The organism is Pseudoalteromonas sp. B131b (assembly GCF_037162545.1).
Lineage (GTDB): Bacteria > Pseudomonadota > Gammaproteobacteria > Enterobacterales > Alteromonadaceae > Pseudoalteromonas > Pseudoalteromonas fuliginea.
On sequence record NZ_JARLUZ010000002.1, the window covers coordinates 226,500 to 252,978 of the forward strand.

General features: G+C 38.0%; 19 protein-coding genes and 3 pseudogenes. 7 read left to right on the top strand and 15 right to left on the bottom strand.

Annotation, left to right across the window (positions count from 1 at the left end; all coding sequences use genetic code 11):
- Positions 1-3 precede the first annotated feature (3 nt).
- The gene (locus P4S65_RS18970; RefSeq protein WP_010553962.1) at positions 4-312 is read right to left on the bottom strand and encodes a VF530 family DNA-binding protein; all 309 of its coding nucleotides are present in this window, start codon (positions 310-312) and stop codon (positions 4-6) included.
- A gap of 54 nt (positions 313-366) precedes the next feature.
- The gene (locus tag P4S65_RS18975) at positions 367-669 is read right to left on the bottom strand and encodes a DUF1496 domain-containing protein (RefSeq protein ID WP_096794488.1); all 303 of its coding nucleotides are present in this window, start codon (positions 667-669) and stop codon (positions 367-369) included.
- A 122-nt stretch (positions 670-791) separates the two neighbouring features.
- Here P4S65_RS18975 and P4S65_RS18980 point away from each other — a divergent pair, with 122 nt between their 5' ends.
- Entirely contained in the window at positions 792-1,025 is a 234-nt protein-coding gene (locus P4S65_RS18980; RefSeq protein ID WP_007582405.1) for a TIGR02647 family protein, read from the top strand.
- 33 nt (positions 1,026-1,058) lie between these two features.
- On the opposite strand, the gene maiA is transcribed toward P4S65_RS18980, so the two are convergent.
- On the bottom strand, positions 1,059-1,688 hold the full coding sequence (maiA, locus tag P4S65_RS18985; protein WP_096794489.1) for a maleylacetoacetate isomerase: 630 nt from the start codon (positions 1,686-1,688) through the stop codon (positions 1,059-1,061).
- Positions 1,689-1,690: 2 nt separating this feature from the next.
- Positions 1,691-2,992 carry a homogentisate 1,2-dioxygenase gene (gene hmgA, locus P4S65_RS18990; RefSeq protein WP_337120890.1) on the bottom strand — a complete coding sequence of 434 codons (1,302 nt, stop codon included), beginning with the start codon at positions 2,990-2,992 and terminating at the stop codon, positions 1,691-1,693.
- A 150-nt stretch (positions 2,993-3,142) separates the two neighbouring features.
- Between hmgA and P4S65_RS18995 the strand changes: the two genes are divergently transcribed.
- Complete coding sequence (locus P4S65_RS18995; protein ID WP_337120891.1) at positions 3,143-3,574, top strand: MarR family winged helix-turn-helix transcriptional regulator; 432 nt, start codon at positions 3,143-3,145, stop codon at positions 3,572-3,574.
- A gap of 52 nt (positions 3,575-3,626) precedes the next feature.
- Here the strand turns inward: P4S65_RS18995 and P4S65_RS19000 are convergent, their stop codons facing one another.
- From P4S65_RS19000 to P4S65_RS19010, 3 genes are all read right to left on the bottom strand, one after another.
- Positions 3,627-6,746 (bottom strand): TonB-dependent receptor, encoded by a 3,120-nt coding sequence (locus tag P4S65_RS19000; RefSeq protein ID WP_337120893.1) that lies wholly within the window; start codon positions 6,744-6,746, stop codon positions 3,627-3,629.
- Positions 6,747-7,086: 340 nt separating this feature from the next.
- Complete coding sequence (locus P4S65_RS19005) at positions 7,087-10,260, bottom strand: TonB-dependent receptor (protein ID WP_337120894.1); 3,174 nt, start codon at positions 10,258-10,260, stop codon at positions 7,087-7,089.
- A 43-nt stretch (positions 10,261-10,303) separates the two neighbouring features.
- The gene (locus P4S65_RS19010) at positions 10,304-11,158 is read right to left on the bottom strand and encodes a S1/P1 nuclease (protein ID WP_337120895.1); all 855 of its coding nucleotides are present in this window, start codon (positions 11,156-11,158) and stop codon (positions 10,304-10,306) included.
- A 221-nt stretch (positions 11,159-11,379) separates the two neighbouring features.
- On the opposite strand from P4S65_RS19010, the pseudogene P4S65_RS19015 reads away from it, so the two are divergent.
- Positions 11,380-12,275, top strand: a pseudogene (locus P4S65_RS19015) (hypothetical protein).
- Complete coding sequence (locus P4S65_RS19020; protein WP_337120897.1) at positions 12,268-13,212, top strand: hypothetical protein; 945 nt, start codon at positions 12,268-12,270, stop codon at positions 13,210-13,212. The pseudogene P4S65_RS19015 and the gene P4S65_RS19020 overlap by 8 nt, the downstream one beginning before the upstream one ends.
- Positions 13,213-13,241: 29 nt before the next feature.
- Here P4S65_RS19020 and ushA read toward each other — a convergent pair.
- Both ushA and P4S65_RS19030 read right to left on the bottom strand, forming a co-directional pair.
- A pseudogene (gene ushA, locus P4S65_RS19025) lies at positions 13,242-14,860 on the bottom strand (bifunctional UDP-sugar hydrolase/5'-nucleotidase UshA).
- 87 nt (positions 14,861-14,947) lie between these two features.
- Complete coding sequence (locus tag P4S65_RS19030) at positions 14,948-15,133, bottom strand: hypothetical protein (RefSeq protein WP_149605019.1); 186 nt, start codon at positions 15,131-15,133, stop codon at positions 14,948-14,950.
- A gap of 249 nt (positions 15,134-15,382) precedes the next feature.
- On the opposite strand from P4S65_RS19030, the gene P4S65_RS19035 reads away from it, so the two are divergent.
- The gene (locus tag P4S65_RS19035) at positions 15,383-16,123 is read left to right on the top strand and encodes a peptidylprolyl isomerase (protein ID WP_337120898.1); all 741 of its coding nucleotides are present in this window, start codon (positions 15,383-15,385) and stop codon (positions 16,121-16,123) included.
- 67 nt (positions 16,124-16,190) lie between these two features.
- On the opposite strand, the gene P4S65_RS19040 is transcribed toward P4S65_RS19035, so the two are convergent.
- Positions 16,191-16,607: an MAPEG family protein gene (locus P4S65_RS19040; protein WP_149605021.1), complete on the bottom strand. Its 417-nt coding sequence runs from the start codon at positions 16,605-16,607 to the stop codon at positions 16,191-16,193.
- Positions 16,608-16,847: 240 nt separating this feature from the next.
- On the opposite strand from P4S65_RS19040, the gene P4S65_RS19045 reads away from it, so the two are divergent.
- Positions 16,848-19,730 (top strand): insulinase family protein, encoded by a 2,883-nt coding sequence (locus tag P4S65_RS19045; protein WP_337120899.1) that lies wholly within the window; start codon positions 16,848-16,850, stop codon positions 19,728-19,730.
- Between the two features lie 67 nt (positions 19,731-19,797).
- Here P4S65_RS19045 and P4S65_RS19050 read toward each other — a convergent pair whose 3' ends face one another.
- Positions 19,798-21,180: a Na+/H+ antiporter NhaC family protein gene (locus P4S65_RS19050; RefSeq protein ID WP_008134345.1), complete on the bottom strand. Its 1,383-nt coding sequence runs from the start codon at positions 21,178-21,180 to the stop codon at positions 19,798-19,800.
- Positions 21,181-21,503: 323 nt separating this feature from the next.
- On the opposite strand from P4S65_RS19050, the gene P4S65_RS19055 reads away from it, so the two are divergent.
- Positions 21,504-22,010, top strand: coding sequence for a GNAT family N-acetyltransferase (locus P4S65_RS19055; protein WP_337120900.1), 507 nt, complete (start codon positions 21,504-21,506; stop codon positions 22,008-22,010).
- Here the strand turns inward: P4S65_RS19055 and P4S65_RS19060 are convergent.
- The 4 genes and pseudogenes from P4S65_RS19060 to P4S65_RS19075 form a co-directional block, all read right to left on the bottom strand.
- Positions 22,007-22,615 (bottom strand): PqiC family protein, encoded by a 609-nt coding sequence (locus P4S65_RS19060; protein WP_337120901.1) that lies wholly within the window; start codon positions 22,613-22,615, stop codon positions 22,007-22,009. The genes P4S65_RS19055 and P4S65_RS19060 overlap by 4 nt on opposite strands.
- Positions 22,615-24,270 (bottom strand): intermembrane transport protein PqiB, encoded by a 1,656-nt coding sequence (gene pqiB, locus P4S65_RS19065; RefSeq protein WP_337120903.1) that lies wholly within the window; start codon positions 24,268-24,270, stop codon positions 22,615-22,617. Before pqiB ends, P4S65_RS19060 begins: the two co-directional genes overlap by 1 nt.
- Positions 24,267-25,432, bottom strand: a pseudogene (locus P4S65_RS19070) (PqiA/YebS family transporter subunit). Before P4S65_RS19070 ends, pqiB begins: the two are co-directional and overlap by 4 nt.
- Positions 25,433-25,616: 184 nt before the next feature.
- Complete coding sequence (locus P4S65_RS19075) at positions 25,617-26,432, bottom strand: thioesterase family protein (protein ID WP_008134340.1); 816 nt, start codon at positions 26,430-26,432, stop codon at positions 25,617-25,619.
- Between the last annotated feature and the right edge of the window lie 47 nt (positions 26,433-26,479).

Consider the following 26,479-nt stretch of genomic DNA (forward strand, 5'->3'; position numbering starts at 1 on the left):
ATATCATTTTTTAATTGATGGCCAAACAAAACCTGTAGTATCCGGCGCTTGAGAAGATGTTTCTCTTGGTGCACTTTTTGGTCTACGAATAGGTTTGTTATTTATAGTGTGAATATAAAGTGCTTCCACTTTATCGCGAGCCCAAGGCGTTTTACGCAAAAACTTTAAACTCGATTTAATGCTCGGTTGATCAGTAAAGCATTTGATTTTTACTTGCTCGCCAAGTGTTCTCCAGCCAAGTCGCTGTTCTAACTCAACAAGTATTTGTTCTAACGTTACCCCATGTAAAGGGTTTTTAGGTTGATTATCCATAGCCATACTACTTATTTAAACTGCGTGTATTGTAGCTCAAATCAGCTTTTAGCGCTAATTCACAGTGATTTTTTTAGGAGCTGTTGGGTAAATAGCATTACCTTGTTTATCTATTTTAAGCCAAATGAGTTGGCTGTTACTGTGCTGGGGTGTTTTAGCACCGCACAAAAGTGTAAATGAGTGAATTTGTATTAACGCCCCTTCGCTATAGCGTTTGTTGTCATACCAACAGTTTGATTCTTCATTTACAAACTGGTTTGCATCAATAATTGAATGGGTTTTAAGCGTTGTTGCTTCACTAAGTATTGAATACGATAAGCTGCTAAAACAAAAACATAGAATTAAAAAGTTACGCATTAGAGGCCTTTAAATAGGGGGTAAAAATAATACATTAAGCTAAAAAACGTGCTAGTGTAAAGTACACAAAGTGATTTAATTATAAACTTAGTTATTCACAGAACAATAATAAGGTGCACACAATGCAATTTAATCAAACAATGATCGAAGAATTCACACTATTAGCAAAATTCCCTCGCGACAGTAAAATGCAAGGTATTAAATTACATTCAGACGCAGAGCCAAGCTTACTTAGCGCAGCGCAACGTTTATTTGAAAAAGGGATTATAGATAGCCCAGATGGCGGATATTTAACTGATCTGGGCTTAGATTTAATTGAGCACATTACGGTTATTCATAGTGCGCTACAAAGCTAGCTAACCTGAACTCTGGTTAGTTACTGAACTAGCTTAATTTGCATCGGGTTGATTTTGCGGTGCAGCATCATTAAATGCAGCTAATTTATTACAGTGTTCGTAAATGGCTGCAATTTTTGGATAAGCGCTCATATCTACGTTAAAACGAATTGCATTAAATACTTGCGGCACTAAACAAATGTCAGCAAGTGTTGGTTGGTCACTAAAGCAGTAGTCATCATTTTCGTTTAGCATCAGTTCTATTTTTTCAAAACCAACTTCTATCCAATGTCGATACCACTTATTTTTAGCCTCATCATCAACACCTAATTCGTTCGATAAATACTTCAGCACGCGTAAATTATTAACAGGATGAATATCGCAAGCAATGGCAAAGCTTAAGTTTCTTATTTGCGACTTTTGCCACGCAGTCCCTGTAATTAATGGCGATTGCGGATAAGTTTCATCTAGCCATTCCAGTATTGCAAGCGATTGTGCTAAAACACCATTATCGGTTTCAAGTGCAGGTAGTAACCCTTGCGGATTAGTCGCTAAGTATTCTTCCCCAAGCTGCTCCGATTTTAAAAGGTTAACAATAGCAAGTTCATGATCGATTGCTTTTAAGTTAAGCGCTATACGCACTCTATAAGCCGCTGATGAGCGAAAGTAGCTGTATAATTTCATAATTAATCCTGTGAACCTGTAAATTGTTTTTTAATAGTACGCCAGCAATCGGTGTAGTTTAGTTGGCGCTCTTTACCTTCTAATGCATATTTTGTCGGTGAAATTATATAGCGCGACTCAAACATAAAGGCCAATGTGTTTTCGTATTTTTGTGGTGTAAGCTCAGCGTTTGAGGCTTTTTCAAATACGTCGGCTTCAGGTCCATGTGGCGACATACAATTGTGTAAACTTGCGCCACCAGGTACAAAACCATGCTCTTTTGCATCATACACACCTTCAATCAAGCCCATAAATTCACTCATAATATTGCGGTGATAATAAGGCGGGCGAAATGTATTTTCGGCTACCATCCAACGCGGTGGAAATATCACAAAATCGACATTTGCCATACCCTCAGTAGCAGAAGGAGAGGTTAGCACAGTGAATATAGATGGGTCGGGATGATCAAAACTTACTGTATTCATCACATTAAAACGCGATAAGTCGTATTTATAGGGGGAGCTGTTACCTGTCCATGCAACCACATCAAAAGGAGAGTGCTTAATTTCACAGCTAAATAAATTACCGTTAAATTTAGAAACAAGCTCAAAGTCACCTTCTTTATCTTCAAAGGCAGCAACGGGGTATTGAAAGTCTCTGTCGTTGGCATAACCGTTTGCACCAACAGGTCCTCGCTCGGCAAGCTCAAGAGCATGGCCATAATTTTCACAAATATAACCACGGGCTGTATCGTCAATTAAATCAACAGAGAACTTAATTCCTCTGGGAATTACAGCAATTTCACCTGGTTTAATGCTTAACTTACCGCACTCGGTGTGAATTAATAACTCACCTTGCTGAGGGACAAACAACATTTCGCCATCGGCATTGCAAAAGTAACGTCCTTGCATTGACTGATTAGCGACATATACATGAATGCCAATACCCGATTGCCCATTAGCACTGCCATTAGCTGCCATAGTTACCAAGCCATCAATAAAATCAGTAGACTGTGAAGGCATATCAATAGGATTCCAACGTAGCATTGTTGGTGGTGTTACGGCTTCAGTGATTGGAGCTGTTCTTATTAGGCCGTTATCAATTGCTTGGTAATCTCCTTGCACTACAGACGGACGAAGACGGTAAAACCAAGTGCGGCGATTTGAAGCGCGAGGAGCCGTAAACGCAGTCGAACTAAATTGCTCGGTGTATAAATCGTATTTAACCTTTTGTGGGCTAAATTGCCCTATTGGCAGTGCACCGGGTAGCGCTTGTGTTTCAAATTCATTACCAAAGCCGGTCATATAACTTAATTGTGTCGCCATTACTGACTCCTGTGAGAGGGGTTGGTTTAATATTATTTTTATTTCAGTTAAGATACTCTCAAGTGAGACTAATATCAAATGTGCAACTACGCACCTGCGTAAATATTAATGAACACCAAAGTAAACCTTATAAAGCTGGGATAACCAAAAATGAAAATTGATTTAGCAACGTTTTTACCTTATCAATTAACCAATATTGCAACACGTGTAAGTAACGACTTTGCCGAGGTTTATCAAACTAAATACGGTTTAAATATTCCCCAGTGGCGAATACTTGCTAATTTAGCGCAGTATGGCCAAAGCAACGCAAAGGATTTATGCACGCAAGCAAATATGGACAAGTCGACAGTGTCACGCGCGGTAAAAGTTTTAATAGATAAAGGTTTAGTGAAAAGTGAGTTAAATGCACAAGACAAACGCGCGGCCTTACTTGTACTGAGCAAAGCAGGTCAGAGCTTATATGAGCAAATAGCGCCCGATGCACTGAATTGGGAAAAACAATTACTGAGTACTTTGACTAACAAAGAATACGAAGTGCTAGTGAGTATTTTTGAAAAGTTAAATAATAAATTAAAGGCATAAAAAAGCCCACCAAAGTGGGCTTTTAAAATATTAACTAATTTAATAAGTTAAATTAGAAAGTGTAACGAACACCTACACGCATTTCCCAAAGAGATGCATCACGTTGAGTTGTGGTGCTTGCATTATTACCGTTAAAGTTTGAATAAACGTAACGGCCTTGGTCATCAATGTCTGTTGAAATCATACGAGCGCCAACGAATGGACCTTTCTTAAGTACACCCCAGTCATCATTTAACATATTAGTTAAGTTATCGATAACAAAGAATGCTTCGCCTTTATGACCATCCATAAAGCCAGGTACTTCTTGAGTTAGTTTAAAGTTAAATTTAACAAACCAATCAGAATTTTGCGCGTTACGGCCCGCAATTTCACCACGTTTTAAGCCTTCAGATGCAATGAAATCATTAAATTCATTAATCTCGTCTGCTGACATGTTATAAACAACGTTAGGATCATTTACTAATGGTACATAAAGTAGTTGGCGAGAATCATTTGAATTAAAATCACCAAATGTATCTTCATCGTTACCATTAAATGTGAAGCTGTAAGGTAGGCCTTTGTATGCTTCGCCGAATAAATTAAAGCGAGTACTATACCCATCGAAAAATTCATGCGTGTATGCAAGATTTAATGTAAAGCGATGAGGTATTTCATAATCTGATGAAGATACACCAGGATCTAACGGGTTAGACGTTGCTAAGTTACCGTAGTTAGAGCTCGCTGTAGAACTCGTCATTGGGTTAACATCATCAGCATCTGTATAAGCATACGATAGTTGTATTTTAATGCCGTTATCGAATGCTTTGCTTACAGCTGCAGAGATGATAGAAGTTTCACCACTGTCGCCATTAACGTTAGTTAAAAGTAAATCACCGTCACGATCTTCGATAGACTTTAAAATAGGACGGCCATCAAAAGTAGTAGTACCACTGTCAGTAAGGGCTTGGTCTATTAATGTCGCTGCATCACGCTTTTTAGTGTAAAGGTAATCTAATGAGATTACATATTCGTCTTCCGTTGTATATGTAGCACCTACTGAGTATTTCCATTCTGATGGGATTTCAAAATCAGAAGCTACTGCGTTCGTAAAGCTATCACCAGAACCAATTACTGTGTTAGCTACTTTGTCAAACTGTGACTGTGGTACATCAAAACCTGGTTTGCCACCATTGACATTTGGTGTAGCAAATAAATCAATAGCACCAAACTGATTTGCACTAATATTAGTGATGCCGTCGTTTGAATATGAGTTAGATAACCACACATTTGGATTACCACCTGAGAATAAGCCTAAACCTGCGCGAACTTCAAGTGCATCAGTTGCATACCATTCAAAGCCAATACGAGGTTGAACTAAATCTATACCATCAAATGTTGATTGGTTACTGAAACCATAACGTGCAGTATAGTTTTCATTTAATGTAGGCTTGTCATCGCTGGTATAATTGTCGTAACGCAGACCAAACGTTAGTGATGCATCAATGTCTGAGAAGCTGTATTCATCTTGAACATAAAAAGTATGTTGAGCATATGAAAAGCTAGCACCTGCATCTGCAGCATTATTTGTGCCTGCGGCATTATTATAGAAAATTGCACTTGCAATTCCGGCTTCGTAATCATCAATACTAGCAAAACTCCATTCACCTTGCGTGTGTTGAACGAATTGGTTGAATACTTCTAGCTCTTCATACTCGTAACCAGCCGTTATCGTGTGTTGATCAAGGTAGTACGTACCAGCAAGTTTAAATGTAGTTGTATCATAATCCAAATCATTTGATTGACGAGAATCATCTGGTCCTAAATATACTCGACCTCCATCCAATGTGTTTACTTGGAATTCACCAAAACTGCTTGCAGCATCAAGTGATTCAACACGTGCATCTAGTTCTGATTTACCTAAACGGATTTCAGTTGTAAAGTCGTCATTCCAATCCGAATATAGTGAACCGATGATTGAAGTAAATTCTGCGCCTTGCTCATAAAAATGACTGTCTAATGAAAGACGAGTTGAGCCAGTATCAGATTGAGATAATGTAAAGCCATCATTATAGTTATAAATTAAGTTAGCACGATGCGAGTCGTTAATGTTCCAATCTAATTTAATTAGTATTTTTTCATCTTCTACAGGTGCACTCGAAGGAGTCGTACCTGCATCGTAGCCATATACATCTTGTGAAATCTGTTGAATACGTGCTAAATCACTTGCAGAAACACTTGAACCTAAAGGATCATAGTTAAATTGTGCTACGCCTTCTAGTTTTTCATATGAAGTATATAAAAATAATGAATCTTTAATTAGTGGTAAGCCAACATTAAAACCGTAGCGTTTTTCATTGTAGCTACCATTATCAACGTCTTCGCCTTCAATTGTATCACCTTTCATTGAGTCATTAGTGTAATCGAAGAATACGCCGCCATGAATTTCGTTGCCGCCAGACTTGGTTACTGCGTTGATGTTACACGATGTAAAACCGCCGTACTGAACATCAAATGGTGCAAGTTCTACAGCTACTTGTTCAATTGAATCAAAAGAGAAAGGGGCACGAATAGTAGGGTAACCATTTGAGCTTAAACCAAAGTTGTCGTTCATTCGAACGCCATCTAGCGTCAAGCTATTAAATTTTGGATTGCCGCCACCACAGTTAATTGTGCCGCGACTATCATCTATTGCTACTCGTGGATCAACGCGAATGATATCTTTCAAATCACGGTTAATAGCTGGTTGATTCTCAAGATCTGTAAGTGTGAAAGTAGACGCCGGACCAGTACCACCAGACATAGAGCTAATTGGCGCGCCAGAAACTACAATTTGTTCCATGCTTGATTGTGACTCAAGAGAAACGTTTACTGGGTAGTCGTTACCAATATTAAGAATAATGTTATTGAATTCTTGGTCTGCATATACATCAGAATCAACAATTACTTTATAAGGGCCGCCAACTCGCAGGCCTTTAGCTGTGAAATAACCAGCGTCATTTACTTCAGTTGTTTTTACTGATCCAGAAGGCACGTGTAAAATTGTTACTTTAGTGCCGGCTGCTGGGTTGCCATTAGGCCCCATTACTTGACCTTTAATTGCAGAGGTCGTTTCGTTAGCCATTGCAGCGCCACTTACACCAACACATGCTGCAATAGCAAGTGAAAGAGCTGTTTTGCGTAATTGAGTTTTCATTTAATTTTCCCGTGTAGTTAATAATTAAATTTTTATATTTTTATTTTAAATTTTGAAAAATAAACAGTCGAAGTTCATTTATTCAAAATCCGTTACTAGTGTACCTCATTTATTCGTTACAAATAAAATACAACTGCAATATATTTTTAATAAATAGTACTATTTTTGTCTATTTGAGTGTTTTTTTGAGCAATAACTCTATATCGGGGTGTATATTACGCGGGCTTTATGACAAACATGTGAAATTGTAGGGGAGGAATATGAAAAACCCATTACAAATTGCAATGGGTTTATTGTGATTTACAAATAACTTAACGCGTTATTTGTATTGCTTTAAGGCTTAAAATTTGTAGCTGATACCAACTTTAGCCTGCCAAGCTGATGACGATGAACTGATTTGCGAGTAATTACGCACATCCGCACCGCCAAAACTGTTGTCTATTTTATATCTGCCTTGATCATCAAGACCACCAAAGTCATAAATAGTTTGGTTAGAGTAACCTAAGCGCTTTTCTATACCCCAGTCACTGTTTAAAAGGTTTGCGAAGTTATCAATCATAAAGTAAACCTCACCACTGTGACCTTGTGCAAAGCCAGGTATTTCTTGCTTGATGCTTACATCCATGGTTGTTACCCAAGGCTGAGTTGCTGTGTTTTTACCTAAAATACCACCACGTTGAGATATACCAGCACGCTCTAATAACGGTTCTAACTCATCCCAAGTCATTTTAGAATCAGCCCAATTTACATTCGGATCATCAGCACCTGTAGGAATATAAGGTAAGTAGGCACCATTAGAGAATAAAGAGCTTGTATCGCCTAAATCACCTTTTTTATACATATTCATAGTATAACTAAATGGGCGACCCGAGCGACGCTCAAAATACACGTTAAATTTAGTAGCATATCCTTCAAAAATTTCAGTGTTATACGCTAAGTTAATTTTAAAGCTGTGCTCAACTTCGTAAAAGCCACGTGCTGCAATATCTTCATTACGATTTACTGTAATATTGTGCTTATAGTTACCTTCTGCCTGAGAAGCTGAACCTGCTGATGATTCTGTAACATCTTGGTGAGCATAGCTTGCCGATACAAACAGGCCATTGTCCCATTGTTTAGCAATACCCGTTGAAATAATAATTGAACGACCATCATCCGATGAATTAGTCATTTCTATGTCAACATTATCGCCACTGTAAATACTTTGATTGATAACACGTTCGCCGTCCGCTGCTAAGCCTACTGGGTTAATAGACGAATTATGCCATACCGCTTCATTCTCTTTTTTATGATAAGCAATCTCTGCTTGCCATTTAAAGCCATCACCTAATAGTTCAGAATCAAACTCATATTCAAAACCTATTTGAGTACGAATGCTTGAAGGCAATTTAAAGTCAGGGTCGATATACGCAACGCTACCAGCACCTTGCTCTAATGTATTTTTTATTTCATCAGGAACCTGAGTAATATCGGCAGTGTTATTTGCATAGTAGTCATTAATTACATCGTTTTGTGCTGATACTAAAGTAATGCCATCACTTTGAAATGAATTGTTATACCAAACATTTGGGATGCCGCCTTGGAAACGACCAATACCACCATTAATAGTAAGCGCTTCTGTTACGTAGTACTTAAAGCCAACACGAGGAAGTATAATGTCTAGACCATCAAGATTTTCTTGATTAGTAAAGCCATACGTATTAGCAAAGTTTTCATTTAGAGTTGGTTTATCATCAGATGATAAACGCTCATAACGAACACCTGCTGTAACTTCTAAATCATCACCTACATAAAAAGTATCTTCTATGTAAAGCGCTAGCTGGTTACGTCTTACATCATATGCTGTATCAGCTGAATCATTAGTGTAAGCATTTTGATAAGAGAAATCATAAGAACCAATTTCACGGTTTTCAAAATTTTCTAAGCTATCAAACTTCCACGTTCCAAGAGAGTTTTGAGCAAACAAGTTATATAAACGAAGTGACTCGTACTGAGCCCCAAAGTTTATTTCATGCTCATCCATTAAATACGTAGCGTCTAACGTAAAAGTTAGATTTTGTGTTTCTGAACGGTTTGCATGGCGGTATTGATCTGTACCAAAGTTGTAAGAAGGACCATTTCTACCGTCTTCCTCAACAGTAATGCTTCCTAAGTTAGAGCGAGTTGCGCTATCAGAGGTAACATCTTTATACGACACACCAATTTCTGTTGAAAAGTTTTCAGACCAATCAGAGTAAAGTTTAGATGAAAAGTTATTAAACTTAGTTACGTATGCATAAGTGCTTGAAACTAAGGCTATATTATCACCGCCAGTGCTAGAGTTACGCTCATCTTGGTCATCTTGCCATTGATAAGTGAAATCTAAACGATGGTCATCACTTGCGTTCCAGCTTAATTTAACAAGCAAGTTTTTGTTTGTATCTTCTGGCGCACCGGCTAATGAATCAGTTAAGCCGTATTCATTATTTAAGATAGAAATGAAACGATTATAGTTAGCTTCAGAAGTATTAAATTCATTTGAAGCACCAGAGCCGTCAAAGCCGTAATCTAGATCTAATTCACTTGACCATTCTGCATAGTTAACAAAGTAAAACAGTTCATCGGCAATAATCGCTCCACCAACGTTAAAACCAAATCTTTCTTCAGTTTTAATCGGCTCTACTTTATTTGTAGAGTAAGTTTTATGACCTAGCTCATCAAGATCGTCTTCTTGTACAATATTATCAACATCGCCAGCTATCTCAGGAGTAGATATTTCGTAAAAGCCAGAAAACTTGAACTCATTTGTACCAGATTTTGTTACTGCATTAATAGTACCGCCACCAAAGTTACCTTTAGAAGCCGAAAATGGCGATACATCAACAGAGACTTGTTCAATAGCATCAAGTGCTACAGGAGGCTGAGAAGTAGGGTAGCCACCAAAGTTCAAGCCAAAGTCATCATTTTGACCAATACCGTCAACGGTTAAACCGTTGGTACGGGGGTTACTACCTGCAAACGTTAGCTCGCCATTACCATTAATACTGGCAAGTGGGTTTAAGCGCGCAATATCTTTAATATCACGGTTAAAGCTTGGCATGTTCTCAATAGTATCAGAACCAAAAGTGCTACTAGACCCACCTGATTGTTGAACAATCTTATAACCAGACACTTCAATTTTTTCGATGTTTAGCGGAGCTAGCTGCGAGCTTAAGCGGTAAGTTTCACCAAGGTTTAAGTAGATATTTTCAACCGTTGTGTCGTTAAACGTATCAGAATCGATGATCACCATGTAAGGACCACCTACACGTAAACCATTAGCGATAAACGTACCACTTTCGTTTGTAGTTAGTTCGCTAATAGTTCCCGTTGGTTGGTGAACTACTTTGATTTTAACGTTTGCAGCACTGCCACCTGAAGGCGTTGTGATTTTACCACGCATTGCAGATGAAGTATCAGCAGCCATTGCGCTTGTAGAAACACCTAGAGCTAAAATTACCGCTCCAGTTAATTTCGAAAGGCGAAGCTTAGTCATAATGTTGATTTCCCGTGTGTAGGTTATATAAATTTAATACAGTTTATTTGTCAGTCGTCATTTTCAGCGCCGTTTCTAACTCTTTTGCAGAAGGGTCAAATAAGGCATTTAGTAATCCAGCTAGTCGAATACCTGCTTGTTGTAAGCGCGTTTTTATAATCGGAGTGTTGTTATATATGTAGCTGTACCCAACTTCGTCGTTGGTGTACTTATAAATTTTTGTTGCTAAATTATGAGATTCTTCAACCCAAGTTTTAGGTGAACTTTGTAAATACTCAGCAATTAGCTCTTTATTGTTTGTATCAATAAATTGTGCAAATTCGGTGTAAGACAAGTTCTGGTTTTCGATTAACTTAGTATCCCAAAGGCTGTGAAGGTTTGTTTCTTCGTTAAAAAATGAAACTTTGATACGGTTACCACCTCTGTCTTCACCTCGACCTGCATGAAATGGTTGGTGACTGTCGCCTACTAAATGTACTAAAAAACGTAAACTGAACTGTTTAGCATCCAAGGTGCTATTTTTATCAGTGAGCGTTTGCATTGAATAGTGAATGCCTTCAAGAATATTACTTACAGATTCTTTGTTTTTAGTATGTTCGTGATTGAAGCTGAAAGTTTTTCCTGGTGCTGCATTAATATAATGCCAACGAGATGATTGTTTTTGCCAAAACTCGCCAGGAGCAGAGCGCATTTCATCAGGCCACGTTGATATTTGCGCAAGTGACTCACCATTAAGGTAGGGTTGTATTGCCGTTTTTGTTGTTTCGCTTATATGAGATTCTGCAATCTTCCCTACAATACGATGGCCATTTTGACCCCAAGCGTATGAGTTAGTGCTTGTGAATATTGCACTAATCAAAAGCGCAGAAGATATCGAGTATTTTATATTGTTATGCATTAGAACTTCCTAAATGAATATTTCATGGGGTTGCTATAAGCTAATGCGGTCAATTGTCCTCACTTTTAATGTTGATAGGAAGGACTCATTAAAATTCATGCTTTCTTATTCACTTGTGATTAAAATCAATAGCTTATAATTAACAGGTAAAATTACTTGTTGTAATAAGTAAGTAAAGTTGTTCAAATGCAATATATGATTTATTTTTGAGTGGCACTGCGTTGAATTTGAAAAATATCGTGTTACATAAAACGTTAATTGTTACATTTTTGTTTGTTTTATTGGTCGTTACGTGGGTTTGTGGACAAGTTAGTGTGTATAACGATGATTTGCATTTCCCAGTTATGATCGAAACCTCAACAGAGTGTCAAACAACAGCAACAAGTAATAAAAGCCAATTGATTGTTTTTACGCAATCAAAAAAATAGCCAAGTTATTAACACAAAATTTGTGTTCTGATAACGTAGTGTCTAAGCAGTATGGCTCTGTAAAAGGATATTGGGGGTATAGAACGGCAGACAGCTTTGAGTTTGTTGGTAAAGGTATTGCTGATTTAATTTTGGCTAAAAATAATATTATGGCAGCCTTTAAAGCAGAGTCGACCTATAACTACCAGCCTGTTGTTGGCTTTTCTGACTACACGGCCTTTTTTATATCTTCTAAAGAAAAACCTCGAATCACAAAACAATACTTTTTAGATAAGCGCATAGGTTTGCTTGATTATCCGACCAGCCGCTCTGGGCATATTTTACCAAAGCAAACGTTTAAAGAGTTGGATATTAATTTAGCCAATTTGAAAATCACTTATGCTAGCTCTCATAACGAATTACGTGATTTACTCGCTAATGGAAAAGTAGATATTATTGCTTCGTTTTGGAAAGAGAGCGACGAAAAACGTTTTTCAAAAAACTATATTACGCCATTGAGTAATAATATTTCTGGAACAAGATGGTATTTAAAAATGCAGCAAAACAACACTGATTTATTATGCGCAGTGCAGGAAAATTTGCTTGATATGTCTAAAGATCAAAGTTTGCATTACTATCAAAACGTCCAGCCATTTTGGCGCTGTGGCGCCAGCTTAGTAAGCTTAAAAGAGGAGGCTGGTGATGAGTAAGTATAAGCAATTACTTGTTATTATAAGTTTGTTTTTTATTTTATCGTCTGTCTTTTTTATTTCTGTAACTCAAAAAAGCCAGCAAGTAGCTAAACAAAAAATTACGCAGATAGAAAGACAAATAGCACTCGACTTACCATTACTCGATTTATCAAATGAGCTGCTAAAGCATTCAGGTAATAAAGATGCAGTTAACAGCTACATTAAAACTTTAAATAGCTACATTAATTCGAACGAGCTCAAAGTTGTTGCTATTGCACCAAAAAGCGAAATGGTAACACCTGTAAACCCACACCAAATAATACGTAGTTTGAGCACTAATAATGGGCTCGTATTAGTTGTATTTAACGTCCAACAAACCCACTTTACATTGAGCCATTTTATTTACTATTTTATATTTTTAGTATTAAGTGTGTTGGTTAGTTTTTGGGTAAAGTTTGCGTTTATTAAACAAAGCAATAAGCGGTTTAATAATGCGCAGCATCAATCAATTGCAGAGCCTACGCCGCTGATACTTATTGTTGACCTTAACGATAAAACATTATCAAGTAGTTGTAATACAGAACAAAAAATGTGTTTAGCCAATAAGCCATTGTGCTTTTATTTAGCACTTGTAGAGTATTGTACAAAGAACGATGATGTAGCGCTTAGTCATAATAAAGATGTGCCAGAGGAGCTGCTAGAGCTTGCTAACAAGTATTTTTATAGGTTGGTCGAACTCGGCCATACGGTTAGAAAAAGGCCTAACTTTAATAATAGTCTTGAAAAAACGTTGAGTGAAATACGTGCGGCACTAGATGAAGTACTTAACGAATGCCCTGAAGAGAAAGAGTTATATTATCCACCAAAAGCGTATGGTGAGGGCTCTCGCTCTCGTTTACATAGTTATGGGCTGGCAAATATTAGAAAAGGCAATATCGAAATAAGAGGAAAGTAGCTTGGCTACTTTCCTCTTATTATCTTTATTTACTTAGGAGCAAACTCAGCCGTTTTAAGAGGGCTGTTTTTTGATATAAAGTCTTTAAGGGCTTGGGCATCTGTTTCATCTGTACTAACAAACCCCTTTTTATTTGTAAGCGCAGGGTAGCCATCACCGCCTGATGCGTTATAGCTATTTAGACTCATTCTATACGTATTATGTTTATTAAAAGGCTGGCCATTAATAAGCACATTAACTAACTGATTATTTTTACGCTCAAACGATAGTTTATGGTATTGCAAATAAGCGCCAGCATCCGGTGGGAAGCTCGTTACTGTATTTAAATAGTCCCATAAATCACTGCCTTGCCAATCCATGTAAGTAATACGATTTTTAAAAGGATGTACTTTTAAAATATCTTTATAGCTCACTTCACCAGCCTCTATTGAGCTGCGAATACCACCACCACTTATTAGTCCAAAGTCTGCACCCACTACACCCATTTGAGCTTGAATAATTACGCGTGCAAGATTTGTTTGTTGGTAGCGAACTTTGTTTCTGTCACCTTCTAAGCGAGCATCTACTTCACCAATGGTACCTTCAATTTGTTTAGCGCCTTTAGCTTGGTATACCGCTAAATAAGATTCAAGTTTTGAGTCTGGTTTAATGTACTCGTTTGCTAATACTTCTTTAGTTGAGCCATCAGCTTGTACTTTATCTACATACAAATTAACTGGCATCAGTTTGTAGTCTAGTAACGTTAATTTTCCGTTTTCAAGCTTAAACTCAGCTTTACCAACATACTTACCCCATTCATGGGCTTGCATAATGTAAGTACCGTTTTGTTGGTCTGGTTTACAGGCAAGACCTGGTTTAAAGCTATCGTCATTTACATTTGTATCGCTCATACATACAGGTTCTTGAGAGTGGCCACCAATGATCATATCAAGGGTGTTTGCAGGAAGTGAGCGAGCGAGTGTTACATCACCGGGTGCATTAATACCAAAGCTAGCATCAACATAATGACCCATATGAGTCAGGGCGATTGTAATGTCAGGGTTATACTTAGCTTTTATTTCTTTAGCTAGTTTTGCTGTAACGTCAACAGGGTCTTTAAACTCTAAGTGCCCAATATACTGAGGATTACCAATTTTGGCTGTGTCGGTTGTTGTTAAACCAATAACAGCAATAGTTAATCCATTCTTTTTGAATATTTTGTAGCCATCAAAAGCGTGCTCGCCTGACTCTTTTTCAAATATATTGGCTGATAAAAAGGGAAGTTCACCCATTTTTGTTGTTGCTTCAAAACATCAATAGGGTTATCGAATTCGTGATTACCTAATGCCATTGCATCGTAACCAATCAGCGACATTCCTTTAAAGTCAGGTTCTGCTTTTTGTAAATCTGACTCAGGAATGCCCGTATTAATATCACCACCAGAGAGTAGTAAAACGGCATGACCTTGTTTGTTCGCTTCAGCTCGAAGCGAATCAATAAGCGTTTTACGTGCAGCCATGCCGTATTCGCCTTTTTCATTGTGCCAAAAACGTCCATGGTTATCATTTGTATGTAGAACAGTTAAGTATTGAGTTGAGGGACTACTAGTTGATGATGAAGTGCAACCAAGTACACTAAGAATAATTGAGAATAAAATAATAATACGCATAAAATACCTATGGATTAAGGTCTACTTAATTTATCAAGCGGGTAGTTTAAACTAGTTTTATGCTAAAAAAACGTACTTATTGACATTTTATTTAGAAGGTACAGTTAATCGATTTGTGGCGGCACGTTCTCGACGCCTTAATTCGGTATTCGCATATTCCCGCTTAGTATGGTTTATACCTATCATCCATGTTAAAAAGCTCGCCGGTAGTTTTGTGTATGGTTCACCTTTGTGTAAACCAAAGTCACAAATTGTATGTTTAGTGTGTGGCATTGTTGGGTCCTATTCTTTGTGTGTTTTTAAAGTAACAAAAAGTAGTCACGCTTTTTAGATGATTTATTTGTAAATAATTAAATTTATATAGCTAAAAAGCATATAAATAATGATGTATGTAATTAATTTGTTATCAACACGGTCTAATTTGTATCAACTTGAACTTTAGAATCGATTTTAATCGCCTATGGTATTAATGTGTTAACGTATTAACTACTTATCTAAAAAATATAACAACAGGAATGTAACATGAAAAAACTTTTACTTGGCTCAGTACTCGCTGCAGCAAGTTTTACAAGCACCGCTACTATTGTCGAAATGAACACGAGCCAAGGTGTGATAGAAATTAACCTTTTTGATCAACAAACACCTAAAACAGTCGAAAATTTTTTAAGTTATGTTCAAGATGATTCATATAACGAAACAGTGATTCACCGCTCTGTCAGTAACTTCGTTATTCAAGGGGGAGGATTTACATTTTCTGATTCATTAGATGCGATTACGACAAAGCCTTCTGTAGTAAATGAGCCCGTTTTTTCTAATGTTAAGGGTACAATTGCTATGGCTAAATTATCAGGTGATGCTAATAGCGCGACAAGCCAGTGGTTTTTCAATATCACCGATAACAGTGCTGCACTTGATACGCAAAATGGTGGTTTTACTGTGTTCGGACAAATTACTGCAGCGAGTCAATCTACTTTAGATAAAATTGCAGCTTTGGTGCACTGTGGTGAAACTCCAGTTGTTGATATTACTGCTGAACAATGTTCAAGCAATGACGTAACGATTAGCAGTGCTAATTTAGTGACTATTCAAAGCGTAACTGTAATGGATGATGACCCGAATTCTTCAGCAGGGCTTACAGTCACTGCAAATACGTTAATTGACGCTGACACATCAACAGATTCAGGTAGTAGCTCTGGCGGCGGGTTAATTTGGCTTTTAGGTGCTTTTTTACTTGCGTTACCTCGTTTAAAACGTGCTAAATAATTAAAATTAACGGTAATGTGGATGGCGTAAACCTGCCGTCCACATTACTATTATTAAACTTTGCTATTTAAAATAATACTCGCCAAACCATCGCAAGCCAAATTGAAAACACACAAATACAACCCAGTAAAAACACGTTAAAACGTGCGCGTACGTTATTTTTACCTAAATGAATAACACTATGCACAATTCGTGTTGCTACAAATAAACAGGCCAGTATAGCCACAAGTGTACTGGCGCTATTTAGTTGTAGTGCAAGTAAACATCCGGCGTAAAAAAGTACAGGTATTTCAAATTGATTCGAAAAGTTCCTATCTGCAACCCTAATAGTGTCGCCAGCCTTATCTAACTGCATTGTTTTAAAATCGCTTAAATCTAGTTGTTTATTTTTAGCTGCTGCAAAGCGCCTTTTACCCATAATGAGCATAACAACCAGTGAAAGTGTAACTTGTGTGAACATGGCAAGTATGATGATTTTTTCCATTATTTTTCCTTATTATTATTTAGAGTTTGTGTATCTTTTGATATTGAATGATTTTTAATCTCACAAGGTTGGCAGATTCCCAATCTAATATTCGATTATGAAGTCATTTTTCACAATGTGTTACACAAAATAGCGTTATTTTGTAGAAAGTTATTAATTGAAAATGTTAGTTTAGCTTAACTATATTGCTTTGAATTGGCGCACGCTATTTTGCGCAATACTTTTTAATGGAAAACAAAAATGAAAAAGATTATTGGTTTTAGTGCCATCGCACTTGCAGTTTTAAGTGGTTGTTCAAATACGGCTTCGGTTTCAGTGGCGCCTCAGGCCTCTTTACTATCAGATACGTTAGTCGTAAGTCCTAACGATAACCGCGAATATAAAACACTTAAGCTGGCAAACGACATTGAAGTTATTTTAGTGTCTGATCCGGGTGCTGAAAAATCAGCAGCGGCACTAAGCGTTGGTGTTGGTTTACTGCACGACCCGATGTCGCAGCAAGGTATGGCGCATTATTTAGAGCACATGCTGTTTTTAGGCACAGATCGTTACCCAGATACAAAAGGGTATTCTGATTTTATGACCAAAAATGGTGGCGCGCACAACGCGTATACGTGGCTCGATATTACCAATTACATGTTTAAAATTAATAACGACGCGTTTGATGAAGGATTAGATCGTTTTGCCGATTTTTTCAAAGCGCCAAAGCTATACCCAGAATACACAGACAAAGAAAAAAATGCAGTGAACGCAGAGTGGTCAATGCGCCGCGAAATGGACTTTTTTGGTCAGTTTAAACTCGCGCGTAAAATGATGGGCGATCACCCCGCTAATCGTTTTTTAATCGGGAACCTTGAAACGCTTGGCGATAAAGAAAGCAGCTCGCTGCATAAAGAAACGGTTGATTTTTATAATAAATACTACTCTTCAAATATTATGAAAGTTGCGCTTATTTCTAATTTACCTATTGCTGAAATGGAACAAAAAGCGCAAAAATACTTTGCTGATATAAAAAATAAAAACATCGAAAAACCTACAGTGACTGCAAAGCTTGATTTTGATAACGCTGGCGGAAAACGCGTGTTTTATGCACCAAATGAAGATGTAAAACAGTTGCAGCTTGATTTCACCATTGCTAATAATAATAGCGAATTTGCACTTAAACCAAACCGTTTTGTAGCGTATTTACTAAGTAATGAAATGCCGGGCAGCCCAGCGCAACTTCTTCGTGATAAAGGGTGGGTGTCTCAGCTTTCAGCTTCAGCTGCACCAAATCAATATGGCAACTACGGTTCGTTAAATGTAAATGTAGAGCTTACAGATGAAGGCATGAAAAATCGTGACGAAATAGTTGCGACTATTATGCAGTACATCGATTTAATTAAAAAAGAAGGCGTTGATAGCAAGTACTTCAACGAAATTCGTACTTCCCTTAATAACCAGTTTAAGTTTTTAGAAAAAGGTGATGAGTTTAATTATGTAAGCTCGCTTACGCAAAGCATGCAAGACTATCCGTTAAATCACGCTATTAATGCACCTTATTATTATGCAAAGTTTGACGCTGACGCTGTAAACAATGTGCTTGAGCAGTTAAATGCCGATACCCTTCGTATTTGGTATGTATCGCAGCAAGAAGAGACTGATTCACAACTACACTTTTACGACGGTAAATACCGCATCAGTGACATTAGCGATGATGAAATTGCCAGCTGGAAAAAACCAAGCGAATTTAAGTTAGCACTACCAACAGTAAACAATTTATTGCCTGAAAATTTTGCAATAAAAACTCAAGCATTTAAAGAGCAAAAACACCCAGAGCTTGCTTACGATAAAAATGGTGTAAAAGTATGGCGCCAAGCAAGTCAAAAATTTGCAGAGCAGCCAAAAGGGCTTGTTGAAGTTTATATAAATACTCAACCAGGTTTGAACGATATTAAAGCGGAAGTCCTTTATTCTGTTTGGGCCGATTTATATAATATTCAACAAAGTCAGTTAAGTACCGAAGCAGCAATCGCCGGTATGAGCGTAAGCTTAGCACCGAGTAATGGTCTTGTTTTATCTATGAGTGGTTTTACAGATAAGCAAGATGTATTGCTTAAACAAGCTTTAACCGGATTAAAAGCCGATGAAACAGCACAAGCATTTAGCCAAGCGGTAGATCGTTTTAAACGTAATTTACTAAATCAACAAAAGCAGTTTCCGTATGCACAAGCATTTGGCGAGTATTCAAAACTAACGCGTACAGGTGGTTTTGATACAGATGCGCTTATCAAAGCCGCTGATTCACTGAGTGTTGCCGACTTAGCACAATTAAAAACAGCTACGTTTGCACAAAACGATTTACGCGTATTTAATTACGGTAACTACAATCAGCAAGATATAGACGCGATAGCGAAAGAGTTAAGTGCAACATTACCAAGTAATCATAAGCGCAGTGAATTTGCGCGAAGCAAAGCGTGGTTGCCACAACCTGGCGAAACGCTGGTACTGCAAAAAGATATTGATGTAGCCGATGTAGCGGTGGTCGATATGACCGTTCACCCTGTTGCGGGTTACAAACAAAAAGCAGAAGCGGCTGTATTACAAAGCCACTTTAGAACAGTTGCGTTTGATAAAATGCGTACTGAGGAGCAACTTGCATACGCAGTAGGTGCATTAGCTCGCCCAATCGAGGATTACTCTGCAATTGGTTTGTATATTCAAACACCGGTTAAAGGACCAAAAGAAATACAAGCTCGTTTTGATGAGTTTAAAAAAGAATACGCAGTTGAACTTGATAACATGAGCGACGAGACTTTTGAGCAGCTTAAAAACTCTACCCTAGTATCGCTTAAAGAGCAGCCTAAAAACTTAAGTGACGAAATGAGCCCACTTATAAACGATTGGTACCGTGAAAACTTTACCTTTGATTCTAAGCAAAAGCTGATTGATGAAGTTGAAAAAGTAACGCTTGCAGATATAAAAGATTACTACAAGCAAACAATGCTTAACCCTAATGCCGCCCGTTTAAATGTGCAATTACGTGGTACTAAGTTTATAGAAAGTGACTTTGCCGATTTACCAAATCAAACTAAAATCACAACGCTTGATGCCTATTACAATGGTATTAAACTACAAAAATAAGCTTTATCTATGTAGCTAAAAATAAACCCCAATGTATCACTACATTGGGGTTTTTATTTAAGCAAATTTAAGCCATTATCAAAAAGCCTATAACAGCTAATGCCGCAGCAATCAGTGTATATGGCAATTGTGTAACGGCATGGCTCATTAAATTACAACCAGAACCTTGCGCTGCGAGTACGGTTGAATCTGAGTAAAAACACGCTTGGCTACCAAAAGAGGAAGCCGATAATAGCGCACCAATGACCAGTGGTATGTTTGCATCAACCGCATTTGCCAGTGGCATAACAATCGGAATTGATACAGCAAAAATACCCCAGCTAGACCCAGTTGCAAACGCTAAAATAGCCATTGAAATAAATACCACGGCTGGTAAGTATGCAGCGGTCATATAAGGGCTTAAGCTGCCAATAACAAACTGAGGCAAACCAATTAAGTCGCATACATCTTTAAATATAAACGCAGCTATAACAGTACCAATCGCGGGGATCATACTTTTAAAGCCATCAAGCATGCGTTCAATCATTTCACTTACGCTCATTAATTTTTGTAGAGCATAAAACGGGAGAGTGACCGCCATTGTTGCTAATAAGCCTTTGTATACGTCTATTTCAAAGTAAACAGTAAATGCAACCAGTAAAATAATCGGCACCAAAAAGTTACGTAATTTACCTTTAGGATCAGCATCTTCAAAGTTTTCTTCTACGGCTTTTACTGCATATTCATCCGCTGTTTGAACGTCATTGTATTGGGCTGGATCAACTTGAGCTTGCTCAATTTGAGCCATTTGCTCTGCTTTTTTCATTGGGCCAATCGCAGGGATAACACCCAGCACAACAAGTAAAACAACAAGCACTGCAAACCACGCGTAAAACATGTACGGAATAGCTTGAATATAAACAGCAATCCCTTTGCCTTCCTCAGCAATACCGTTATCTACCAATAAGCCACTAAAAAATACCGCCCAGGTAGATAAAGGGACAAGCACACAAATTGGTGCAGCAGTTGAGTCAACAACGTAAGCAAGCATCTCACGGCTCACTTTAAATTTATCGGTAATGCGTTTCATGGTTTCACCCACAGTAAGCGCATTTAAATAGTCATCAATAAAAATAACCACACCTAAACAAAAGGTCATAAACAAAGATGAACGCTTACCTTTGGTGTACTTAAGAGCTAGCTTGCCAAAAGCCGATGCACCACCTGTACGCACTAATAGTGCGATAAGTGCGCCAAAACCACCACATACAAGTATTAGCCAGCCGATGGTTTCGTCTGTCATCACTTTTAGCGATGTACTCGCAAAGTTAGTAAGTACCTGTGCAGGGTCGGCTATAACTAAACCAACTAAAGCACCAATAAGTAAAGATAAAATAGGGCGGCGTAATACAACAGCCAATACAACTACCACCAACGGTGGCAGTAAACTTAACGCAGAAGGTTCAAGCATTTAAGTATTCACAAAATTAAAAGCATGTATAAAAATTAAAATAGTATTAATTTTTAAACTGCTTATACAAAAACAAAGAAGATGATAAGTTTGTTGTTAAATCATTTTCCAAGTCACTGCTTTTGTACGCGTGGGAGGGACACTTAAACAGTTATGTTAAATAGCGGCTTAAGTGAAACGCGTTGGCTTTGGCGCCAGACGGTGCGAGGAGTGCAAACCGCTATTGTTGTGCCTGTAAAAACATCGGCGCAAAAATAATCTGCTTTTTAATTTCAGTCAACAAAAAGTTACATGCTAAACAAAGTTTTTTAGAGGAACTTACATTGAACGCAGTATTTAAAACAAATCGTCTGTTGTTACGCCATGCAAATGAGATTGATGCAGCGGTTTTACTTAAGCTAGTTAATCAGGCTAGTTTTATAAAGCACATTGGCGATAAAGCAATTTATACCCTTGATGATGCCAAGTCGTACATCAATCAATCATTTATTGCTTCTCATGTACGCCAAGGCTTTGGGCCTTACATTATTACTTTGCATAATGCTGTAGTGGTTGGCGTTGTTGGGTTTTATAAACGCGCCGCGTTACAACAACCTGATTTAGGTTTTGCACTTGTAAGCGGTTTTGAAAAAAAGGGTTATGTTCTTGAAGCGGCCAGCGCACTTTTGCAACATAAGCATGAATTTGGAATTACAAAACTGTGTGCAATAACATCACCAGATAATAGGGCATCGCAGAATGTGTTGTTAAAATTGGGTTTTAAAATAGAGGGCAAGGCGGTTATCAATGATGACAAAACCGCCGTGATTATATTGTCACTTAACGATTAAAGTCTTGCTTGTTCTATTTGTTTTGCAACATTTAGGTTTATATTTAGCCATGTTGCTTCAAGTGTTGAAACTAAACCGTCATAGCCATCATCATCAATAGGGACCAATTGCGAAAAATTATTAATACTTATAAGGCGTCGGCCTGTTTCAGGGTGTGTGTAATATAAACGCCAAAGCCCAGAAATATCAGCGTTACCTTGCATATCGCCATTAAAGTGGTGAATTTCGTATTCAAGCTCATAAAACGTTTGTTGATCAAGTTCAGTAATGACCGGTAAGCCTTTTATTACCATCCAGTTGGGCATAGTATTAAAAAGTGTTTGCTGGGCTGTTGCAGTAAGCATTACATCCGGCGATTCGCCCCACAGGTTATAATTTGCAGCATGAATTTGGTTGCTATCTATTTTCATAGCAATGCCCAAATTATTTAAAGCGCCTCTGAGTACAACAGTTTGTATTCTTAGTTGCGCATCTGTATCCGCAATGTTGCGAGACGAAGCGCCTATTGGCTGTTCAAACTGGTAATACTGTGTCGCAGTTTGTATTGATGAACTACAACCTGACAATAGTAATAATAAACTTGCAGTTAAAAATAACGGTCTCATTATTGCTTCCTTGGTTTTGGATCTGCGGGTAATGATTTATCAAAAATTAGCATATTAGGTTGCTCGTTCAAACCACGAGTAAGCGGTTGTAACCCTTCACTTAAACGTTTAAATTCTTTTAATGTTTGCTGTATTTGATGATGAAGTTCAGAACCGGCTTGGTAACTGGCCATTGTTTTGTCGAATTGACGCATGGTTACTTCAAATTGCACCATACTTTTTGTCATTTTCTCAAAATTACGGTTAAAGTCACCCGGTAAATTTTGTGTGTCTTTTTGGCTCAGTAGCTCTCGCATTTCATTAGCAAGCGCTCGATAGTCAGTAAATGTCGCTTGCATTTGCGCTAAGCTATCTTCAATTTTTAAGTCATTAACTTTATTGAGTACATCAGATACTTGATCTGCCAATACGGTTATACCGCTGGAAATACTTGGAAAAACATCATATTGAACAAGTTTGCCTAAATGCGCTGCGGGTGCGTCGGGATATATATCAAAATCAACATACACCGCACCCGTTAATAAATTGCCGGGCTTTAATGAAGCGCGCATCCCACTTTCAATCCAGCCTTTTAAACTACCTTGCCAATATTCTTTAGCTGAAGCACTGTCATGATACAAACGTCCGTATTCTACTTTTATAAGTACCGGAACAGCCGTATTGTGGTTTCTAAAGTGAGCGGGCTTACCGTTAACAATTACATTAGCAGGGGCTTCTACAACAGTCCCTACACGCATACCTCTATATTCTACAGGCGCTCCTGTGCGCAACCCTCTAACGGATTGTTCAAATTCAATTAGGTAGTAATCAAAGTCGTAAAAGCGCTCTTCTAACGCTTCTTTATAGCTTTGGCTTAATGAAAAGCTATGCCCATCTTGTGCTATTTCACCCGGGGCCTGTTGCTCAGGTAACCCAACAGAAACACCGCCTTTTAAAAGTTTGCTTAAAGAGCCAGTATTTATATTAATACCGTCTGCAGAGAGGTCAATTTCAATACCCGCGTTCACCCAAAAAATAGAATTCATAGTGATGAGGTTTTGATAAGGTTCTTTAATAAAAACGCCATACTTCATTGCTTGGTTTTCCCAATCAAAAGTAGCGGTTTCTATTTGCCCTATTTTATAATTTTTGAAGAATATACCGGTGCTTACATCAAGTACTTCAGCGTTATAACTAAGGAGTTTAAAGCGACCGCCTTTAACGTCTTTACCGATAAGTGCGGGTTCATCTTGGAGCGTAAACCTTTCTTTTAGCTCTTTACTTTCTCCTGGAGAAAACTCTAAATAAACACCTGATAAAAGAGTACTCATACCACTAATACCTGTTTCATCAATGCGAGGTTTAACGACCCAAATTTTTGCATCATCGGTCAATAAGCTATTGTAATTTTTATCTATTTGCGCGCGAGCAATTACGCTGTCTTGCGTGTCGGATAGCCGAACATGATCAATTTGACCTATTTTTACACTGCGCACTTTTATTTCCGTTTTACCTGCAATAATACCTTCGGCCTGTGGCATTTCGATAAAAATAGTAGGGCCTTTATTTGCTTGATACTGATATAACATCCACATGCCCACTAAAAGCGCAATTGCCGGAATGATCCAGATGGCGGAAATCTTCGGTTCTTTTGTTATTTCAGCAGTTTCGGTCATGCTTTATTCTCTGATATCTTATTTTTAGGTGAATCCCACAATAGTCGTGGGTCAAAGGCATGGGCAGCCATCATTTGGCATAATACCATAACTGTAAAAAATACAATGCCAAGACCTGGAGTTACCGACATTAAATTACCAAGCTGTACCAAGGCAACTAAAATAGCAACGACAAATACATCTATCATGGACCATTTTCCAATAAACTCAGTCAGTTGATAAATTCGAGTATAACTTTTTGTATGCCGATTTGCAGGTTTTGTAACCATAATACATAAAAAGCTCAGCACAAACGCTTTAGCAAGCGGTACAACCACACTGGCTAAAAATATAATGGCAGCAATGGGATAGGAACCACTCTTCCAAAGTGTAATTACACCACCAATTAATGTAGAGGGGATTCATCACCTAAACTAGTGGTATGCATTATTGGTAAAACATTAGCAGGAATATAGCAAATAACAGAGGTTATTAACCATGCAGTTGCTTTTTGTACACTATAAGGGTTTCTGATGTGTGTTTTAGTGTGGCAACGTTGGCAGATATCACCGGTGCATAGTTGGTGACATACATGGCAGGCTTTAATATTTTCATCAATTGCGCGTTTTGCGTTATCAGCGCCTTCGAGTATTTTTACAGGCTTAATTTGAGCCCATAAACGCGGGCGATTTAAGTGAACAAGTGCTGCTATATATAAAATAACAAACCCTACATAAGCCCAGAAACTTGCCCCAAAGCTAATATCAGCCAGCGACATAATTTTAACCATACTGACCAGCACACCGATTAAAAATATTTCTGACATAATCCAAGGCTCTAACACAAGCGTGAATTTCAATAACCGCCTTGCTATGCCTTCGGGCAATGTTTTTAATACCCCTAAGTGCAGAGGGATCAAAATAAGGAGTAAACCCATAGGCAGGGCAATAATACTAAGATCAATAAATAAGCCGAGTAGTTCGCTATCGTAATTAAATAAAATTCGTGCGGCATCGGGTAGAGTAATTGTTTGAGTAATGCCGCTACTGCTAAATGAAATGAAAGGGTAAAACATGCTGCTTAGCAACATTAACAAAGCGCTAAAACTCAGTGCAACAATACGGCTGTCGTGATTCACATCGGCTTCGCAAAGTTTATGATGACAATGTGGGCATATCGCCATTTGTTTCGCGATTATGCGAGGTATGTCTATGATCAGATCGCAGCAGGGGCAGACAGTTTGCAATTTAATACCAAGCAAGAAGAATGTTTGTCCAATTTTGCAATATTTAATGCATTAATACAACGCGAACAGTGAATAAGCCTTTAAAAGCCAAACATTTTAATATTGTTTGGCTTTAGGGTTTTTAGTCAAATAACGCCACCGTTTGGCGTGTAAGGGCTATTAACTCCCCTGATTGTGACCAAATACAGCCATCTTCTAAACCATAACCATCTTTTGAATGATGAGTGATTGCTTCAAAGCCAAGCCATTCGCCAGGTGTTAAGTTTGGTTCTTGCACAAACTCTAAGTACCAAGACATGCTACTAGCTGGAGCGGGTTGTTTAAACATTTGTAATAACGTAGGTGGCCATGCATCTGTTAATGCAATAACGTGCGCTTCTGTTATTTGCTCTGGGGTGTGCTTAAAGCGCATCCAGCCCCCTAAGTGAGAAGTTTCTGCGCTGCTAAATGGCATAGCGCCTTGTTGTGGGCATAAATCAACATGCTGAAAAAACTCAGGCATCTGGCCTTTAACAAAAGGGAGTGTATAGCGCTCGTCTACCGGTTTTAACCCTAAAGATTTCGAAACGGGCACATTAACACCCGACTCTCTACTTTTAGCAAAACATGCTTGTACGATAACGCACACTTGTTCATTTTGAATGGCTTTGGCAAGTACTTGTGTACTACTTTTACCTTGTCGTAGTATTTCTACTGATAAAGAAAAGGGAGTATCGGCAAGCAATGGTCCTACAAAATTAGTGCTAAGAGAAAGTAGACGACGATCACTTGCAACCTTACCTCTGATTGCTTGATACAACAGTGCGGCTGATAGCCCACCAAAAGCAGTTCTGCCTTGGCACCAGTTTTCTGGAAATTGCATTGTGCTAGTTAATTGTTCGGTATTGTCTGAACTTCCAATTTTTTCAGCTTGGAGAAGTAATTGTTCAAAATGCATGAAGATGTCCTTTTAAAGTGCGATTTAATAAATTTATAACACAACCA

Coding starts and splice junctions, on each gene's coding strand:
- P4S65_RS18970 (WP_010553962.1), bottom strand. CDS start 312: ATGGATAATCAACCTAAAAACCCTTTACATGGGGTAACGTTAGAACAA.
- P4S65_RS18975 (WP_096794488.1), bottom strand. CDS start 669: ATGCGTAACTTTTTAATTCTATGTTTTTGTTTTAGCAGCTTATCGTAT.
- P4S65_RS18980 (WP_007582405.1), top strand. CDS start 792: ATGCAATTTAATCAAACAATGATCGAAGAATTCACACTATTAGCAAAA.
- maiA (WP_096794489.1), bottom strand. CDS start 1,688: ATGAAATTATACAGCTACTTTCGCTCATCAGCGGCTTATAGAGTGCGT.
- hmgA (WP_337120890.1), bottom strand. CDS start 2,992: ATGGCGACACAATTAAGTTATATGACCGGCTTTGGTAATGAATTTGAA.
- P4S65_RS18995 (WP_337120891.1), top strand. CDS start 3,143: ATGAAAATTGATTTAGCAACGTTTTTACCTTATCAATTAACCAATATT.
- P4S65_RS19000 (WP_337120893.1), bottom strand. CDS start 6,746: ATGAAAACTCAATTACGCAAAACAGCTCTTTCACTTGCTATTGCAGCA.
- P4S65_RS19005 (WP_337120894.1), bottom strand. CDS start 10,260: ATGACTAAGCTTCGCCTTTCGAAATTAACTGGAGCGGTAATTTTAGCT.
- P4S65_RS19010 (WP_337120895.1), bottom strand. CDS start 11,158: ATGCATAACAATATAAAATACTCGATATCTTCTGCGCTTTTGATTAGT.
- P4S65_RS19020 (WP_337120897.1), top strand. CDS start 12,268: ATGAGTAAGTATAAGCAATTACTTGTTATTATAAGTTTGTTTTTTATT.
- P4S65_RS19030 (WP_149605019.1), bottom strand. CDS start 15,133: ATGCCACACACTAAACATACAATTTGTGACTTTGGTTTACACAAAGGT.
- P4S65_RS19035 (WP_337120898.1), top strand. CDS start 15,383: ATGAAAAAACTTTTACTTGGCTCAGTACTCGCTGCAGCAAGTTTTACA.
- P4S65_RS19040 (WP_149605021.1), bottom strand. CDS start 16,607: ATGGAAAAAATCATCATACTTGCCATGTTCACACAAGTTACACTTTCA.
- P4S65_RS19045 (WP_337120899.1), top strand. CDS start 16,848: ATGAAAAAGATTATTGGTTTTAGTGCCATCGCACTTGCAGTTTTAAGT.
- P4S65_RS19050 (WP_008134345.1), bottom strand. CDS start 21,180: ATGCTTGAACCTTCTGCGTTAAGTTTACTGCCACCGTTGGTGGTAGTT.
- P4S65_RS19060 (WP_337120901.1), bottom strand. CDS start 22,615: ATGAGACCGTTATTTTTAACTGCAAGTTTATTATTACTATTGTCAGGT.
- pqiB (WP_337120903.1), bottom strand. CDS start 24,270: ATGACCGAAACTGCTGAAATAACAAAAGAACCGAAGATTTCCGCCATC.
- P4S65_RS19075 (WP_008134340.1), bottom strand. CDS start 26,432: ATGCATTTTGAACAATTACTTCTCCAAGCTGAAAAAATTGGAAGTTCA.